Raw genomic sequence first — 16,576 nt, 5'->3', positions numbered from 1 at the left:
TACGCCGCGAACGTTAGAAGAGGTCGCCCCTTGCCGACAAGTTTGTGAACATAAAGAACAAAAAGTGCATTGTGAGCGTTTTGTTCATTATGCTCACGCACTGGGTTTATAAATAGGGCTTGTAAATAGAATTTATAATGTGTCCATCCACTCTCAAGTAGGCGATAGCGGCGCTCGGGACGCCCCACATCGCCATAACCTAGCTCAGCAGCCACGCTCTGCTCGGCGACCAGAAATTCCAGATAGCGGCGGGCAGTCGAGCGGCTTGCGCCCATGGCTTTAGACACCTGCATCGCCGTTAGCGGCAGCGACGAGATCGTCAATGCGTCGATCACGCTGCGCAGCGTTAATCGATCAATCCCCTTGGGCAAACTGCCCACCGGCGTGCGGGGGCTGGCGTCAGGCATCAAGCGTGCCAATACTTGATCCAGCTCATCCTGGTTCATTTCATTTTGATTGGCCAGCGCTTCGCGCTCACGCTGAAAACGCATGAGCGTCTGGTGCATTCGAGAGGCTTCGATGGGCTTGATCAGGTAGTCAAAAACACCACAGCGCAGCGCTTCACCGATGGTGTCGACCTCGCGTGCAGCGGTCACCATCACGATATCCACATGCACATAGTCGCGCCGAATGGCCCATAGAAGCTCTAGCCCCTCTACATCCGGCAGATAGGCATCCAACAAGATCAAATGGATATGGTCAGCATGCTCGGCCATCAGGGCTTTGGCTTCGCTGCCATTGCGCGCCATACCCACTACGTGAAAGGCATCACTTTGCTCAATGAAGGTCTTGTGGATGTCGGCGATGCGAAAATCGTCTTCGACAACCAGAATGCCGTATTGGGTTGCAGGCATGCTCACTCCTTTTACGGGCGTCATTATTATGCTTAGGGCGCATCAGGTTCAGCGCACAGTGAGCGGTCCAGCACTGCAATAAAGCAGGCGCCGCCCAGCTCGCTCTCTTCAAGCGTTACGGCACCACCATGCTGTCGGCAAAGCCTTGCCACCAGCGCCAAGCCGATGCCGCAATGCTTGCCCGCTTTAGTAGAAAAGCCTTCCTGGAACACCGACTCGGCATGCTCGGGGAGTACGCCTGGACCATTATCCTCTACTTCAATCAGCAACTGCTCACCCAAATCAGTGAAAAACAGTCGTACGCTGGGCGCGCTGCTATTAGGGCCGTTAAGCGCGGCGTAACAGGCATTATCCAGCAGGTTACCGACCACACTCATCATGACTTCCTGCCCGGTCGGGGTCAGCGGGCAGGAGAGCGAGCTCTGCTCGTCGATCTCAAGCGTCACGCCCAGTTCACGTGCCCGGGTAAGTTTACCCAACAGTGTACCGCTGAGCACCGTATCGGCGACATTGCGCATCAAGAAACTCATCTGTGCCTGCGCCCGCTCGGTTTCCTGATGAATGAGCGCCAGCGCCTCGTCAATGCGCTCAAGCTGAAGGAGCCCGGAAATGGTATAGAGCTTATTGGAGAACTCATGGGCTTGGGCACGCAACATATCCACATCCCGGCTTGCCTGGGTGAGCGCCTGGGAAAGGTCGATGATTTCCCGACGGCTTCGAAACGTGGCCACCGCGCCTTCGATTTCTCCCTCATGCAGAATGGGCACCCGGTTAACCACCGCCGGGTGGTCACCCAGCCACATCTGCTGATCAAACTCCTGCTCGCCGTGCTTGAGCACTTCCAATAGGCGGGTGTTGGGCACCACATCCTGAATCGGCTGGCCCAGCATGACATGCTCATCGGGCAGATTGAGAAAACGTCTGGCCTGTTGATTCACAAGAGTAATATAGCCATCGCGATTAACCGCCAGGATACCCTCGTGAATGGACTGCAAGATGGCTTCTTTTTCCATTGCCAGCCGGGCGATTTCATAAGGCTCCAGGCCTAGAATCACCTTCTTAAGGTGCTGGGATAACCAATACGCACCGGCAAAGCCCAAAGCAATCATCAGCGCGACGAGCGCCCAGCCGAAGCTGGTGTAACGCGCAACATCCATCTCTACCCGGTCCATCATAAAGCCGACGGAAACGAGTCCGATAATATTGCCCTCTTCATCCCAAATCGGGGTTTTACCGCGCATAGCGGTCCCCAATGTGCCGGTCGCCTCGGACACGTAGGACTGACCATAAATAAGCGCCTGGTCGTTATCCCCGCCCACCATCGCCTCGCCAAGTCGCTCTGTGACAGGGTGTGAATAGCGAATCGACTGCGCATTGCCGACCACCACATAGCGCGCGCCAGTTTCTATACGCACTCGCTCTGCAAGTGGCTGAATGATCAGCGCCGGGTCAGGCGTGGCAAACGCATTTACAATCTGCGGCATGCCCGCCACCGTTTTTGCAACCGCCAATGCCCGCTCGCCCATCTGGTGGCTGATAATCTCTGCTTTGCGGTGATTGAGATATGTACCTTGAGCCAGTAGCATGCCGGCCAGCAGTAACCCCACCAACAGCATTACCTGCAAACGAAAGCTACGTTTATACCAGCGACGTTTCGCACGAGTACGGCGCCAGCGCTGTAATTCAGCTAAGGTACGGGGGCGGGTATCAGTCATGGCGGAACTCAAAATGCGCGACAACGTCATTATGACATGCGCAGCAAGGGGGCGTTAATCGCCATCTTTTATGTCATTCAGGGAGGCGTTGGGTGTTCAGCATATTTAAACGCGTTATTTCGTCGAACGGCTGTCTGTTTATCAGCACTACTTATTTAAGTCTTATGCTTGCCAGTCCGGCGGCCGCTAATCCTTTTTATGCGCCCCCGCCACCCACCGACGACGCACCGATTTTTAGCGGCGACGCTGAACTTGGCTTTACCCACCTTTCCGGTAACACCAATAGTCAGACGCTGATTGGCAAGTCCCGCTTGACCTGGCTGACCGGCGATTTTATACATTCGCTGCGCGGCGAGGTGCGTAACGTGAGCAAGGATGGCGAAACCAGCGCCGAGCAGTATCTGGTAGCTGGCCGCGAGCGCTATGATTTCAACGGCCCACACTACGTGTTCGGCTTTGCCCGCTGGGAGAAAGATCGCTTTGCGGGTTACGACCAGCAGCTTTCCGTGATCGGCGGTTATGGCCGCCAGCTGTTAGAAGGCTCGCGCCATTCTCTTTCGCTTGAGGCAGGCCCAGGCTACCGGAATGACCGCTTGCGCGACGCTGATAACGAACAGCTTGCGGTTGCCTATACCGCCTTGGCCTATCACTGGGGCTTTTCGGATTACGCTGATATCGAGCAGGAAATGTCGGTGGAGTACACCCAGCAAAACATCACGGGCAGATCACTGACAGCGCTCACCGCCAGGCTCAACTCGCGTATGTCGCTACGCTTGTCCCATGAAATTAAACACAATTCTCAGCCGCCGGACGACGCCAGCGAACGCACCGATAACACCACCAGCGCCTCGCTACTTTATCACTGGTAGTCAAAGCAACACTTATGTTGGCTGGCCAGCCAATATTAACACCGGCTTTGTTTTTTTCATCGCTCCAGTATGGTGCATTGCCTTGTTTTAAGCTCCCATATTTAAGCATCCAATCCAATCACGTTCGACTTTGGTCTAGTCGCACGATATACTAGCGCCAGTTTCCTGTCCTCGCGCCATTCAATGAATGGCGCTTTTTTTTTGCTGCGCTTTCCGCATTTGCGCTGTTTCCTCATGTTCCACCAAGGTGTTCTTATTGATGAACCAACCAATCTCCGATGCTGAAAGCTATAAGCATTCTTCGCTTGGCGACCCCATCGTACTCACGTTAAGCATTGGCTTTATCGTGCTTTTTCTAGCGCTTTCCTTTTACGATCTGGACCTTGTCGCTGACTCGATCAGCCAGGGTTTTGCCTGGAGCGCGCTGACCTTCGGTACCTACTTCCAGTTTCTGATGCTGTTGACGTTCTTCATCGCCATCGGGCTTGCGCTGACGCCAGCCGGCAACGCCAAGATCGGCAACCTGGATGCACCGGAACTGAGCACCTTTAAGTGGCTTTCGATCATCTTGTGTACGCTGCTGGGCGGTGGTGGTGTCTTTTTCGCCGCCGGTGAGCCGATCTATCACTTCGTGAACGTGCCGCCCACCTTCGATACCGACCCGGGTGTGGCCGCCGCAGTGCCTGGCGCGCTCGCGCAGTCGTTTACCCACTGGGGATTCGTCGGCTGGGCAATTCTGGGGTCGCTCACCGCAATCGTGCTGGCCCACGCCCACTACGTGAAAGGCCAGCCGCTGCAACCACGCACCCTGCTCTACCCGTTATTCGGTGAGCGCGTAATGCGTGGCCCGCTGGGTGGCGTCGTGGATACCTGCTGCGTATTGGCAGTGGTAGCGGGCACCGTCGGTCCGGTCGGCTTTCTGGCGACCCAGGTCAGCCATGGCCTTGAGGTGCTGTTCGGGCTGCCTAACACCTTCGTTACCCGGCTTTTGGTTCTGGCGACCCTGGGTATGGTGTACGTGCTTTCAGCGGTCAGCGGTGTACACAAGGGCATGCAGCTCTTGAGCCGCTTCAATGTCATGCTGGCGCTGGGCATCGGCGCGGTCATCTTCTTGTTCGGGCCGACGCTGTTTCTGTTCAACAGCTACTTTGCCAGCATGGGCACGTACCTGGACAACTTCTTCAAGATGGTCACCGCCACCGCGGAAACCTCGCCGGCGGATTGGATGCAGTGGTGGATCGTGTTCTTCTACGCTTGGTTCATCGCCTTTGCGCCCTTGATGGCGATCTTCGTAGCGCGCATCTCGCGCGGGCGTACCATTCGCGAGATGATTCTGGCCGTGGCGGTCATCGCCCCCATCGCCACCACGGTCTGGTTCACACTGCTGGGCGGCTCAGGCATCTACTACCAGTTGACCGGCGTGATCGAACTGACCGATGCGCTGACGAACTTTCAGTTCGATATCGCCACGCTCACCTTGGCCCAGGCGCTGCCTGGCGGTACCTGGATGGCGCTGGCAATCCTGCTGCTGACGACCATCTTCGTGGCCACCACCGGCGACTCCATGAGTTACTCCATTGCCATGGTCGGTGCGGGCCACGATGAGCCCAGCCCGTTTCTACGCGCCTTCTGGGGCGTGACCATGACGATCATGGCCGCGGTGCTGCTGGCCATGCGTGAAGGCCAGATCGCCGCACTCCAGCAATTCATCGTGATTACCGCCGTGCCGGTATCTTTGATTCTGCTGCCCTCCCTTTGGGATGGCCCGAAAGCGGCGTTCGCCATGGCCCGGGAGCAGGGCATTATTGACAGCTAGCGACTCTGGTAAATCTTTCTCATCTGAATGTGATGTGCATGGCCTTATTGTATGAGGCCATGCATTCCCACATTGAATACAAACAATGCTAATTTTAACTAGCATTTTACAGAGTTAAGCTACGCCGCTCCCCTAGTTATAAGTAACTTATGAAATTTAATTTCATGTAAATGGTGCTTTTGTAATTAGCTGACAAGCAATTCTCACTCTGACTATGAGAAAATGGAATGCATACGCAACTTAATTTCTTTTGTCTGCTGCCCCGTGTGTGTGAACAATAGCCAGTCTATTTTCCGCTCTCTTTTCCGCTTAGTCACTCTTCACTCATAAAGCGAAGACTTGATCGAGCTATGGGCGCATCTGAATTATTAAAAATAATTTTATTAGCAGGAGTTAATATGAAACCTTACCTGTCCAAGGTCTGCTGTGGCTTAAGTGCTGGTCTTTTACTAGCGGGATGTAGTAGCGACAGTAAGCCTAATATCGCTATTGGGCCTCCTGCCAGTACAACGCAAAGCGTTTCCCAACTGCTGTTTGATGCCTACGGTATAGGCAAGGACAAATACAGCACGTATCAAGAGGGCTTTGGCGCTGCACTTGATGGCGTACAAGATGGCAACATTGATATTTCGATCGGCATTCTTGGTTTGCCTTCAGGTAGTATTGAAAACCTGCAGGCTTCAAGCGGTGACGCTCGACTATTGGGTCTAAGTGACGAGGCGATCGACTACATAGAAGCCAATAGTGCCTATAAGCGTTTCACGATTCCCGCAGGTAGCTACGACTTTCAGGACCAGGATGTAGAAACCATCACGGCCTACGCTGTCTTGGTCGGCAATACCCAGACGATTGATGAAGAACTCGGCTATGAGCTGGCGCGTTTGATGCATGAACACGCTGAAGAGAATACACACGCTCAGTCAGCCTTCATGACCCTGGAAAATGCCTTGAACGGCTCTGAAGGCCTGCCGATTCATCCTGGTGCCAAGCGCTACTATGAGGAGCAAGGGCTGACGGTCGATAACCCCGTGGCAGAGCTTGGTGATATCGAACCGAAAAGTGAATTCGTTCTGGGCACCGGTAGCCAAGGCGGTACTTATTACCCACTGGGTGGCGAAATGGCGACTATCTGGAATCGTTACCTGGATGGCCAGAATTTTACCAATATCGAAACCGGTGCCTCCATCGAGAACCTGGTCAGCATCCGCGATAACAATATGGACCTGGGGATGACGGTTCACGCCCCGGCGCAAGACGCCGTTGCAGGCCGTGGTGAGTTCGACGGTGGTGCTATCGATAACGTCGCATTCATCGGGCATATCTACCCGGAAGTCATCCAGATTGTCACTCGTGACCGCTCCGAGATCGAAAGTCTGGGCGACCTGGCCAATTAATTTGTGATCCCTTCCCGCCGCTGGGTAAACCAGCGGCGTCATCCGCATGAGGCTTAAACGTGGATAAAAAAAAAACTCCTGACGAAGCATCGCTATTAGAGAAATATGATCGCGAGTCGCAGATACGCTCGCCGCTCCAATTAGGCAAATGGGCTTGGCTCATTACCCTGATGGGCGTATCCCTCACCTGCTTCCATCTATACACCGCGTATTTCGGCACGCTTCCTTCGCAGCAGCAAGGCGCGGTTCACCTCGGCATGGCCCTTGGGATGATATTCATCCTATTTCCTGCCACACGTGGCACTGGCCCTCGCCATGGTGTTCCCTGGTACGACATCGTACTGGCCTTCGCGGCAACCTTTGCAGCCTATTATAAAATCATTTTTTATGAAGAGGTGCTGCGCGCCCGGATTACCGGCTACTCTACGTTTGATCTCACCATAGCCGTGCTCGGCGTACTGTTTGTTCTGGAGGCAACCCGCCGTACCGTTGGCATGCCCATTGTCATCATGGCTACGTTAGCGATTCTATACGCGCTGTTTGGCAACTTGATTCCGAGTCCTTTACTCTCGCATCCGGGTTTTGCCCTTGAGCAGATCTCGCCATATTTATGGTTTAGAGAAAGCGGGGTATTTGGCACACCGCTGCAAATATCGGCGCGCTTTATCTTCCTGTTTCTATTCTTCGGCGTGGTATTGATGCATACCGGCGTGGGCCGCTTCTTTAACGATCTGGCGTTTGCTGCCACCGGCCGTTTTACCGGCGGAGCAGGGAAAGCAGCCGTCATGGCAAGCTCACTACAAGGCATGATTTCCGGAAGCTCAATCGGTAATACCGTTGCCTCGGGCTCGTTCACTATCCCGATGATGAAGAATGCTCGCTTCAAGCCTGAAGTCGCAGGCGCCATTGAAGCCTCAGCCTCAACCGGCGGGCAAATCATGCCGCCGCTGATGGGGGCGGCTGCCTTCATCATGGTGGAGTATGTGGGGGTCTCTTACCGGGAGATCATGTTTGCCGCGTTGATTCCGGCCATTCTCTATTTCACCGGTATTTTTATTGGCGTCCACTTTGAAGCCAAGCGCCACCGTATCCTGGGGCTTCCCAAGGACCAGTTGCCCAGCAAGCGTAAACTGCTGCTGGAAAAAGGCTACATGCTGTTGCCGCTGCTGGTTATCGTGACCACGATCAGCATCGGGTTTACGGCTCAGCGGGCGGCCTTGCTGGGTATCGCCTGTGCCTTTGCGGTGAGCCTGGTGCGTAAAGAGACGCGACCTACCTTGAAAGGCGTTCTCAATATCTTTGAACAGGGGGCTCGCGTGGCCTTGCCGGTCATTGCCGCCGTCGCGTGTGCAGGCATCATTGCAGGCGTCGTGGGCATGACCGGCATGGGGGCGAAATTTGCAGCCGGTATCATCAGTCTAGCAGACGGCGTGTTGATACTTGCCCTGCTGTTCACCATGGTCGCCTGCATTGTGCTGGGCATGGGCCTACCCACCACGGCCAACTATGTGGTGACGGCCACCATCGCGGCACCAGCGCTGATCAACGAGTTTGGCCTGCCCCCCATGGCAGTACACCTGTTCGTGTTTTATTTCGGCATCATCGCGGATATCACCCCGCCAGTGTGCTTGGCGGCCTTTGCCGGCGCAGGCATCGCTCAGGCTAATCCGATGAAGACCGGCTTTACCGCCGTTAAATTGGCCATAGGGGCCTTTATCATCCCCTACGCATTTATCTATAATCCTATGCTGGTATTGGTCGACCCGACACCGATTGGGTTGATCAGTGCGTTGGCCTTCTCACTACTCGGCATCATGGGCGTCAGCAGCGCATTACTGGGTTACTTTATTCGCGACTCCCGCGTATGGGAGCGTCTAGTGCTCTTGGCCGCCGGGCTTGCCATGGTCGTCCCTGAACTAATGACCAGCGGCTTAGGACTGATTGCCATGGCAGCCATTGGCTGGTGGCAGTCACGTCGAAAGGATGCTTTCCAGGATGCTCAGCCACTCGCTTCATGAGTTATGATCACCTCAACATTACCCCGGTGCTTGGCTGCCGGGGTGATTCACAGGTTATCAGGAGCATCCCCCTTGGCCTCACGCAACCTTCCTTCAACCGCCGCCATGCAGTGTTTCGAGGCGGCGGCGCGCCATATGAGCTTTACCCGGGCGGCCGATGAGTTAAGCCTGACCCAGAGTGCGGTCAGCAAGCAGGTCGCCCACCTTGAATCTACGCTGCAGCATAAGCTGTTTCGCCGCGTAAGACGCACGCTTGTGCTGACACCAGAGGGCGCCATCTTCTTAAGCGACGTACGCAAGGTACTCGCCCAGATAGAGATGTCGACTCACGCCATCATGACTTATAGCGGCAATAGCGAAGTGCTTAAAGTGGCCACTTTGCCAAGCTTTGGCAGCCGTTGGCTAGCGGACAAGCTGCCCCCCTTTTTAGCTGCAAACCCGGGCATTAGCCTGGAATTTCACGACAGGGTTGAAGACTTTGCCCTTGAACAACAAGATATCGATATTGCGCTGTTTTATGGTCACGGTAGTTGGCCTAATCTTGCTTGCCATAAACTGGTAGATGAGGAGATGGTCGCGGTTGCCGCTCCATCGCTTCTGGCTCAACACCCTATCCATACTGCGAGTGACTTGGCCCAGCTGCAACTACTTCACCTTTCTACCCGCCCGGATGCCTGGCACCACTGGTTTGCAGGACAACAGATCACCACTGATCGCAGCTACCACGGCACTCGTTTTGAAACCTTCCCCATGCTGGTACGCACCGCCATGGCAGGTGGGGGCGTTGCTTTAGTGCCACACTTTACCGTGGATGAAGAGTTGGCCGCCGAGCGCCTTGTACTCGCCTGGCCGCATCGGTTATACAGCGAGAGCGCGTATTATCTTGTTTACCCTGAGCACCTGGGTGAACTGGGTAAAGTACGCCGCTTCGTCGAGCACATTACGGCCAGTGCCGCTATTAATCCAAACGCTGGCAAATCCACTCGATAAAAACGCGTACTTTATAAAGTTCCGTCATATGTTCTGGATATGCCATGTAGTAAGCATCCTTGCTTTTTAACGAGAATTGCCAAGGAATAATCAGTTTGCCTTCGTCAAGCTCTTCTTGAGCTAGAAATTTCGGTACCAGCGCCACACCGCAGCCCGCACGCGCTGCGCGTAATGCCATATAAAACGTATCAAATCGCGGGCCGTGATAACTGTGTTCCGTATAGAGCGACTGCGCGTCGAACCATTCGTGCCACGCCTCGGGGCGAGTGGACACCTGTAATAACACCAAACCAGTTAGTGCCAAGGGGGTATCCACTCCCTTTTGCTTAATCGTCGAAGGTGCACAAACAGGAACCAGCTCCTCGTCCAATAGTTTAATGCACTCCGCCCTCGGCCATACCCCGTGGCCAAAAAAGAAAGCCACTTCAATACGCTCTTTTTGCATATCGAATGGCTCTGAGCGATTGGAAATATTGAGATTGATAGAGGGGTGCTGATGGCGAAACCCATTCAACCGTGGGATTAGCCAACGTGCTCCAAAGGTTGGCAAAGTTGCCACATTGAGCACGTCTGATTCCACCCCGTACGACTGCATATAGCGTGTCGACATCTCTACCTGAGCCAAAATTTTACGCGCCTCACCTAGGTACACAGCACCTTCCGGCGTCAGGTGAAGGCGCTTTCTCACTCGCCGAAACAAAGGGTGTAGCAAAGTAGTTTCAAGTTGCGCGACCTGCTTACTTACCGCGCTTTGCGTCAGGCTTAATTCATCTGCCGCACGAGTAAAGCTAAGGTGCCGTGCAGCTGCCTCAAAACAGTGCAAAGCCGTTAAAGACGGCAAATGATTACGGCGCATGCCAACCCCACTTAATGAAAAAAAAGAATGATATTTTTCTTAATCATCGTTTGAACGCTTGCTCAAAGCCTAGCAATACTGGCATCACATCCATGCGATTCAAAACATAATACGAGGTATAAGAATGATTCATTCTCTAATGGAAAAAATGGGCGTGGCAACTCATCAATATCAAGGCGGAGATCTTGTGGTGACCACGCCAGTCGATGGCAGTGAAATTGGACGCCTAAAAGTGGCCTCACAAAGCGAAGTGGATACAGCGATTGCCAACGCAGAAGAAGCCTTTCTTGCCTGGAGAAGTGTTCCTGCTCCCCGCCGCGGCGAGCTAGTTCGTTTATTCGGCGATCAACTACGCCAGCATAAAGAAGCACTGGGTGAACTAGTAACATGGGAGTGCGGCAAGATTTTGCAGGAAGGGCTTGGCGAAGTGCAGGAAATGATCGATATCTGCGACCTTGCCGTTGGTCAGTCACGACAACTGTTCGGTCTGACCATCGCTTCCGAGCGACCAGGCCACCATATGCGTGAAAGCTGGCATCCCCTAGGTCCGATTGGACTGATTACGGCCTTCAATTTTCCGGTAGCTCCTTGGGCATGGAATGCTGCACTCGCCCTGGTTTGTGGCAACAGTTTGCTTTGGAAGCCATCAGAAAAAACCCCCTTAACCGCACTAGCCTGTCAGGCACTACTGGATCGCGCTATTGAGCAGTTTGGTGACGATGCTCCCAAGCACCTAAGCCAAGTGATTATTGGCGAGCGAGAAGCTGGTGAGCAGTTGGTGGATGACCCTCGTATTGCTCTTATCAGTGCCACTGGCAGCACGCGCATGGGCCGTGAAGTAGGTCCCAAGGTGGCAGCACGTTTTGGCCGTAGCATTCTTGAGCTGGGCGGTAATAACGCCATGGTGCTCGCCCCAAGCGCGGACCTGGATATGGCAACCCGTGCAATTCTGTTTTCAGCAGTAGGCACTGCTGGCCAGCGGTGCACTACCCTGCGCCGCCTGGTTGTGCATGAATCCATTAAAGACGAAGTGCTATCCCGACTGAAGAAGTCCTATAGCGCCGTTACCATTGGCAACCCACTTAAAGGCAATCTAGTTGGACCGCTGATCGACCACCAAGCTTTTGACGCCATGCAGAGCGTGCTGGCCAAAGCGCGCGAGCATGGCGCTGAGGTGTTTGGCGGTGATCGTGTGGAGATTGCCGGTAGCGATGCCGGCTACTACGTTGCTCCGGCGATCGTTGAGATGACCGAGCAAAATTCGCTGGTGAAACATGAAACTTTTGCCCCCATTCTGTATGTACTTACCTACAAAGAGTTGGACGAAGCAATTGCCACTAATAACGATGTTCCCCAGGGTTTGTCATCATGCATTTTCACTACCGACGTACGCGAAGCTGAAACGTTCGTATCTGCGGTAGGCAGTGACTGCGGTATTGCCAACGTTAATATTGGCCCGAGCGGCGCTGAAATCGGTGGCGCCTTTGGCGGCGAGAAAGAAACCGGTGGCGGCCGCGAATCAGGGTCTGACGTTTGGAAAAGCTATATGCGTCGCCAGACAAACACCGTCAATTACTCTCGAGAACTGCCTTTGGCTCAAGGAATTAAGTTCGACTAAACCTCTCGCTATTGAGGGCCCTCACTTGTCGGGCCCTCACGATAAAATAAAAAGAAGGTGATTTATGCGTGACGATGTCCAAATCGGCCCGACGCCGGGTTTAGTGATGGCAATATTACCGCTCCTTGCCACCACTGCTATTTTGATTTTGCAGTTTTTTGTTTTCTCAGACTTCACCCCCCACATCCCATTGGCTTTCGGCATTATGATTTGCGCGCTTTGTGGGCGCATTCGCGGCGTACCCTGGCAAAGAATGGAAAACTCGATGCTTGAGGTAGTCAAACTAGGTATACCTGCGATTTTTATTCTCATGGCAGTTGGCATGGTTATCGGCACTTGGATTCTTTCTGGCACGGTACCAACGCTGATGTACTATGGCTTCCAACTTGTCTCCCCATCGTATTTTCTCGTTGCTACCTGCTTGGTAAGTGCTTTGGTATCACTTGCTACAGGCACCTCCTGGGGAACTATCGGCACCCTTGGGCTCGCCCTAATGGGGATCGGAGAGGGCCTCGGCATTCCCATGTATTTGACCGGTGGGGCATTGGTATCCGGCGCGTTCTTTGGCGATAAAATGTCGCCTTTGTCAGAAACCACCAATTTAACGCCAGCTGTGTGTGAGACAGATTTATGGACGCACATACGCAGCATGATGGCGACTACCGTGCCGGCCATGTTGATAGCACTTATTTTGTATATCTGGCTGGGTGCCAGCTATGGCGGACAGTTCGAGCACAGCACCGATATAGCCACATTTCGTCAAGCTTTGGACGACACTTTTACCCTTTCCTGGGTAACCCTGATTCCACCGTGTGTCGTTATCGCCCTGGCACTTGCCAAGTTTCCACCCTTCCCCACTATTTTCACCGGGGCAGCGCTAGGCGGGCTGGTTGCGATTGGCGTTCAGGGAGAAACCCTGCACGCAGTATTTGATGCCATGCAAAATGGCTTTAGCAGTAACACTGGCAATACCGCGATTGATGCTCTGTTAAGCAGTGGTGGCGTACTCTCAATGACGTGGGTCGTTACTTTAACGTTCTTTGCCTTAGGTTTTGCTGGCATGCTGGAGGCCTATGGCACCGTAGATGCAATTATTAAACAGTTGATGCGCTTGATTAAAGGGCGCTTTAGCCTGATCGCAACAAGTTCGGGCACCACCCTTGCGGTCAGCACCATCATCGGGGATGTCTATACCACGCTAGTACTGCCAGGCCGCTTACTGAAAGGGCAATATCAAGCGATGGGTTATAAAACATCAACGCTTTCACGCGCGATCGAGGATAACGGCACACTTTCATCTCCCTTGATTCCCTGGAATATGGGCGGCGGTTTTGTGGCATCCACCATCGGTGTCCCCACCTTGGCATATGCGCCTTTCGCTTTTGCTTGCTGGTTATCTCCCTTGTTCGGCCTACTTTGGGGGTTAACCGGCCGTTTTATTCCCCACGAGGATGCCGCCGCCCCCTCCAAAACGACGCTCTCCTCTCAACCAACAGCGTAACAAACAAGGTCGGCCCTTGAGCCGGCCTGCGCTTTTTTCAGGAGATATTATAAAATGCAAACCGCCCTCTCCGAGCGCTGCCTTTGGCTGCAAACAAGCACAGAAGAGCCTTTCCAATACCCGTCACTCGGCCACCATGAAGAAGCGACTGTCTGCGTGGTGGGCGGAGGTATAACAGGCCTTTCCACAGCGCTTCATTTGGCAGAAAAAGGTATCAAAACGACGCTATTAGAGGCAGGGGATATCCCCAGCGGTGGGTCAGGGCGCAATGTTGGCTTAGTCAATGCAGGGCTTTGGATTCCACCCGACGATATCGTAGCCGCTCTGGGTGCAGAGAAAGGCGAGCGTGCGAATACCGTGCTGGGCGGTGCTCCCGCCAAAGTGTTCGAGACTATTGAACGTTACGGCATTCAGTGTGACCCGACACGAGAAGGCACACTTCATCTTGGCCATAATGCCAAAGGAGGCCAAGAGCTTGAACGTCGCCGGGATCAGCTACAAAACCGTGGCGCCCCCGTTACCTTATTAACCGGTGACGCCTGCGAGCAGATCACCGGGACAGCAAAAATTAAAGCGGCGCTGCTGGATAAGCGGGCAGGCACGCTAAACCCCTGCGCTTATACACGTGGGCTTGCCCGTGCCGCTCATAATCTGGGGGCTACGCTTTACTGCCAAAGCGGTGTTACGGGCATTGAGCGACAAGGAGACCGTTGGCGCGTATTGACTCACAACGGTAGCGTAACGGCCGATAAAGTCGTCATAGCCACAAATGCTTACACAGAAGATGCCTGGAACCAGGTTCGCAAACATTTTTTTATTGGTCACTACTACCAGCTTGCTTCAGAACCGCTAAGCGGTGATGCTGCCGATGCAATTCTTCCCGAGCGCCAAGGCGCCTGGGATACCCGTACCGTGCTAAGTAGCATACGCCGTGATAAGGAGGGCCGGCTGCTGCTTGGCAGTCTGGGTAAGGGCGAAGGTAAGCCACTTAGTTATCTTAGTTGCTGGGCGGATACCATTCAGAATCATTACTTCCCAGCGCTTGGCAAAGTACGTTGGGACTACACATGGACGGGTAAGATCGCGTTTACGCCTGACCATACGCTGCGCCTGTTTGAGCCAGCCCCCGGCATTCTAGCAGCGACAGGCTATAACGGGCGTGGTGTGACTACGGGTACCGTTGTGGGTGAAGGCTTTGCCCACTACATAGCCAGTGGCGACGATAGCCTGCTGCCCCTGCCAATTTCACAGCCCAAGCAAATCAAAGCGCGCCCGCTATGGCGCTGTGCTTATGAAAGTGGCTTTGCGCTATATCATGCGGGCCAGTGCTTAAGAGTACTGATCTAATCCAAGCTACATTAGCCGTATGCGCCCTTAAGGGCGCATACTGTTAGCATGGCGCCTCATACGGATGCAGTGGAGCTCATTTGGGCCAACACATGCTGTTTAGAAGCCTGTTCCCGTTCGGCATAAAGCGCCAGTTCATCGGTCACTTGAGCACCTAGCGCCTCTTCAAAAGCATCCCGATTGGCGTTACCCGCATAGGCTGCGTTCTCGCCTCCGCCTAAGTTTGACTGGAAGATACCTGCCGCACTAACCGGCAAGAAATCTTCATAGGTAATCGGTTGCGCTTCCACCAGCCCTTGAGCGATCAAGGCGTCGATATCAGCATTGACACCGCCTGAAGCGGCTTTACCGGCCTCTGTCAGGTGGTAGTGAAAGTAAGCCAGGTCTTCTCGGCGCATTGCTTCATCGCTATCAGGCATGGCGGCAAATACCTTGTCCATAACCGCCTGGTGGGCGTTGTTATCAAGCCCCGCGGCTTGTTTACGCCCTTCATTAAGCAGCTGATCGTAAAGCGCGCGCCCTTTCGGCGTGAGCGCCATGCCGCGCTGCTCGATTTCGCCAAAGCGGGCAGTATGCGTACCTTGGGCATCGCCTGCAAAGCGAATCGATTCTTCTAATGCCTTAAAGCTTGTCTGGCGGAGTAAAATGGGCGCTTCACGGCGCGGCGGGCCTTCGATGACTGCCTTCGGGTTCATGCCAACGCTTGGCATACGGCGCTGAACTTCGTCGATATCCAACGTGCGCGGCGTTAAATGGTTGATATGCGGCCCGCGAAAACACACCACATCGGCAATCAGACGGTGTTCATCGCTCAACGCCTGGTAGGTGTCCAGGTCGACCGTGGCATCCTGGTGCCAGCGGAAGGTTTCCAAGGCCTCCTTGACGAACTGATCCGCCTCTTCAGAGGTTAATCCGCCCTGGGTTTCAAAACGCTCAATAAGCTCACGAGCGGCGGGCGTGAAAATATCCCGCTTGGCCAGAATTTCTTCGGCACGCTGGCGCAGCGTCTCGCTCTCGATGAGTTCCAGACGCAGCAGCGAGGTAAAAACGCGAAACGGGTTGCAGGCCAGCGCGTCATCCTCAACCGGACGAAACGCTGTGGAGTGAACCGGCACCCCAGCTTCAGAAAGGTCGTAATAGCCCACCGGGTACATTCCCATCACGGCAAACAAGCGGCGCAGCATGGATAGCTCTTTGGCTGAGCCCACGCGAATCGCCCCGTGGCGTTCTACGCTAAGGCGCGCAAGCTCGCCCTGGGCTTCCAGGCGGCGGCGTAGCGCTGGCTGCTGGCTAAGCGTTTCCTGGTTTACCTGCTCGACCAACTCCAATAGCGTGCCGTACTGGGGCACTTCCGTTTGGTACATCACTGACATGGCTTTGGAGAAACGATCGCGGATATCATTGGTAGCTAAAAACAGTGCGTTGTTCATTTCACAGCTCTCTATGCATATTGTTACGGTGAAAGGGAATGTTCGATTTTAGTTGTGCTAATAGTGCCTGAAAGGGATGTTGTAAGCTTATATGGGAAAAGCGCTTTACCTGACTTCGGCACGAATAGCCCGTCGCCAGCAGTCTTCCCGCGTTCCCGGGGGCGTCCA

Annotated in this window: 11 protein-coding genes and 1 pseudogene; 8 read left to right on the top strand and 4 right to left on the bottom strand. The window is 54.2% G+C overall.

Features of this window, described 5'->3' with window-relative positions; genetic code table 11:
- Window positions 1-149: 149 nt before the first annotated feature.
- Window positions 150-854: pseudogene (locus tag INT33_RS17885) on the bottom strand (response regulator); the annotation flags it as partial.
- Between the two features lie 32 nt (window positions 855-886).
- On the bottom strand, window positions 887-2,569 hold the full coding sequence (locus tag INT33_RS17880) for an ATP-binding protein (RefSeq protein WP_192538655.1): 1,683 nt from the start codon (window positions 2,567-2,569) through the stop codon (window positions 887-889).
- Window positions 2,570-2,733: 164 nt separating this feature from the next.
- Here INT33_RS17880 and INT33_RS17875 point away from each other — a divergent pair, with 164 nt between their 5' ends.
- From INT33_RS17875 to INT33_RS17855, 5 genes are all read left to right on the top strand, one after another.
- Window positions 2,734-3,438, top strand: coding sequence for a DUF481 domain-containing protein (locus INT33_RS17875; RefSeq protein ID WP_192538663.1), 705 nt, complete (start codon window positions 2,734-2,736; stop codon window positions 3,436-3,438).
- A gap of 259 nt (window positions 3,439-3,697) precedes the next feature.
- Window positions 3,698-5,254 (top strand): BCCT family transporter, encoded by a 1,557-nt coding sequence (locus tag INT33_RS17870; RefSeq protein ID WP_192538656.1) that lies wholly within the window; start codon window positions 3,698-3,700, stop codon window positions 5,252-5,254.
- Between the two features lie 398 nt (window positions 5,255-5,652).
- Window positions 5,653-6,648, top strand: a complete 996-nt coding sequence (locus INT33_RS17865; protein ID WP_192538657.1) for a TAXI family TRAP transporter solute-binding subunit — start codon at window positions 5,653-5,655, stop codon at window positions 6,646-6,648.
- A 59-nt stretch (window positions 6,649-6,707) separates the two neighbouring features.
- Window positions 6,708-8,666 carry a TRAP transporter permease gene (locus INT33_RS17860; protein WP_192538658.1) on the top strand — a complete coding sequence of 653 codons (1,959 nt, stop codon included), beginning with the start codon at window positions 6,708-6,710 and terminating at the stop codon, window positions 8,664-8,666.
- Between the two features lie 72 nt (window positions 8,667-8,738).
- Complete coding sequence (locus tag INT33_RS17855) at window positions 8,739-9,656, top strand: LysR substrate-binding domain-containing protein (RefSeq protein WP_172116943.1); 918 nt, start codon at window positions 8,739-8,741, stop codon at window positions 9,654-9,656.
- Here the strand turns inward: INT33_RS17855 and gcvA are convergent.
- Window positions 9,625-10,512: a transcriptional regulator GcvA gene (gene gcvA, locus INT33_RS17850; protein ID WP_172116942.1), complete on the bottom strand. Its 888-nt coding sequence runs from the start codon at window positions 10,510-10,512 to the stop codon at window positions 9,625-9,627. The two genes, INT33_RS17855 and gcvA, sit on opposite strands and share 32 nt — an antisense overlap.
- A gap of 124 nt (window positions 10,513-10,636) precedes the next feature.
- Between gcvA and amaB the strand changes: the two genes are divergently transcribed.
- The 3 genes from amaB to amaA all read left to right on the top strand — a co-directional run bounded on the left by amaB (window position 10,637) and on the right by amaA (window position 14,978).
- Window positions 10,637-12,130 carry an L-piperidine-6-carboxylate dehydrogenase gene (gene amaB, locus INT33_RS17845; protein WP_192538659.1) on the top strand — a complete coding sequence of 498 codons (1,494 nt, stop codon included), beginning with the start codon at window positions 10,637-10,639 and terminating at the stop codon, window positions 12,128-12,130.
- Window positions 12,131-12,194: 64 nt separating this feature from the next.
- Window positions 12,195-13,631, top strand: coding sequence for a Na+/H+ antiporter NhaC (nhaC, locus tag INT33_RS17840; protein ID WP_172116940.1), 1,437 nt, complete (start codon window positions 12,195-12,197; stop codon window positions 13,629-13,631).
- 54 nt (window positions 13,632-13,685) lie between these two features.
- Window positions 13,686-14,978 carry an L-pipecolate oxidase gene (gene amaA, locus INT33_RS17835; protein ID WP_172116939.1) on the top strand — a complete coding sequence of 431 codons (1,293 nt, stop codon included), beginning with the start codon at window positions 13,686-13,688 and terminating at the stop codon, window positions 14,976-14,978.
- 56 nt (window positions 14,979-15,034) lie between these two features.
- Here the strand turns inward: amaA and hglS are convergent, their stop codons facing one another.
- On the bottom strand, window positions 15,035-16,408 hold the full coding sequence (gene hglS / locus INT33_RS17830) for a 2-oxoadipate dioxygenase/decarboxylase HglS (protein ID WP_192538660.1): 1,374 nt from the start codon (window positions 16,406-16,408) through the stop codon (window positions 15,035-15,037).
- Window positions 16,409-16,576: the final 168 nt, after the last annotated feature.

It is taken from the genome of Halomonas colorata, assembly GCF_014897985.1.
Classification (GTDB): Bacteria; Pseudomonadota; Gammaproteobacteria; order Pseudomonadales; family Halomonadaceae; genus Vreelandella; species Vreelandella colorata.
The sequence above is the reverse complement of the archived record's forward strand: the minus strand, read 5'-3'. Positions and strand labels throughout refer to the sequence as shown.

Bases quoted from the DNA above. Each gene is read 5' to 3' on its own strand.
- amaB (WP_192538659.1), top strand. From the start codon at position 10,637: ATGATTCATTCTCTAATGGAAAAAATGGGCGTGGCAACTCATCAATAT.
- amaA (WP_172116939.1), top strand. From the start codon at position 13,686: ATGCAAACCGCCCTCTCCGAGCGCTGCCTTTGGCTGCAAACAAGCACA.
- INT33_RS17865 (WP_192538657.1), top strand. From the start codon at position 5,653: ATGAAACCTTACCTGTCCAAGGTCTGCTGTGGCTTAAGTGCTGGTCTT.
- INT33_RS17880 (WP_192538655.1), bottom strand. From the start codon at position 2,569: ATGACTGATACCCGCCCCCGTACCTTAGCTGAATTACAGCGCTGGCGC.
- gcvA (WP_172116942.1), bottom strand. From the start codon at position 10,512: ATGCGCCGTAATCATTTGCCGTCTTTAACGGCTTTGCACTGTTTTGAG.
- INT33_RS17870 (WP_192538656.1), top strand. From the start codon at position 3,698: ATGAACCAACCAATCTCCGATGCTGAAAGCTATAAGCATTCTTCGCTT.
- nhaC (WP_172116940.1), top strand. From the start codon at position 12,195: ATGCGTGACGATGTCCAAATCGGCCCGACGCCGGGTTTAGTGATGGCA.
- hglS (WP_192538660.1), bottom strand. From the start codon at position 16,408: ATGAACAACGCACTGTTTTTAGCTACCAATGATATCCGCGATCGTTTC.
- INT33_RS17875 (WP_192538663.1), top strand. From the start codon at position 2,734: ATGCTTGCCAGTCCGGCGGCCGCTAATCCTTTTTATGCGCCCCCGCCA.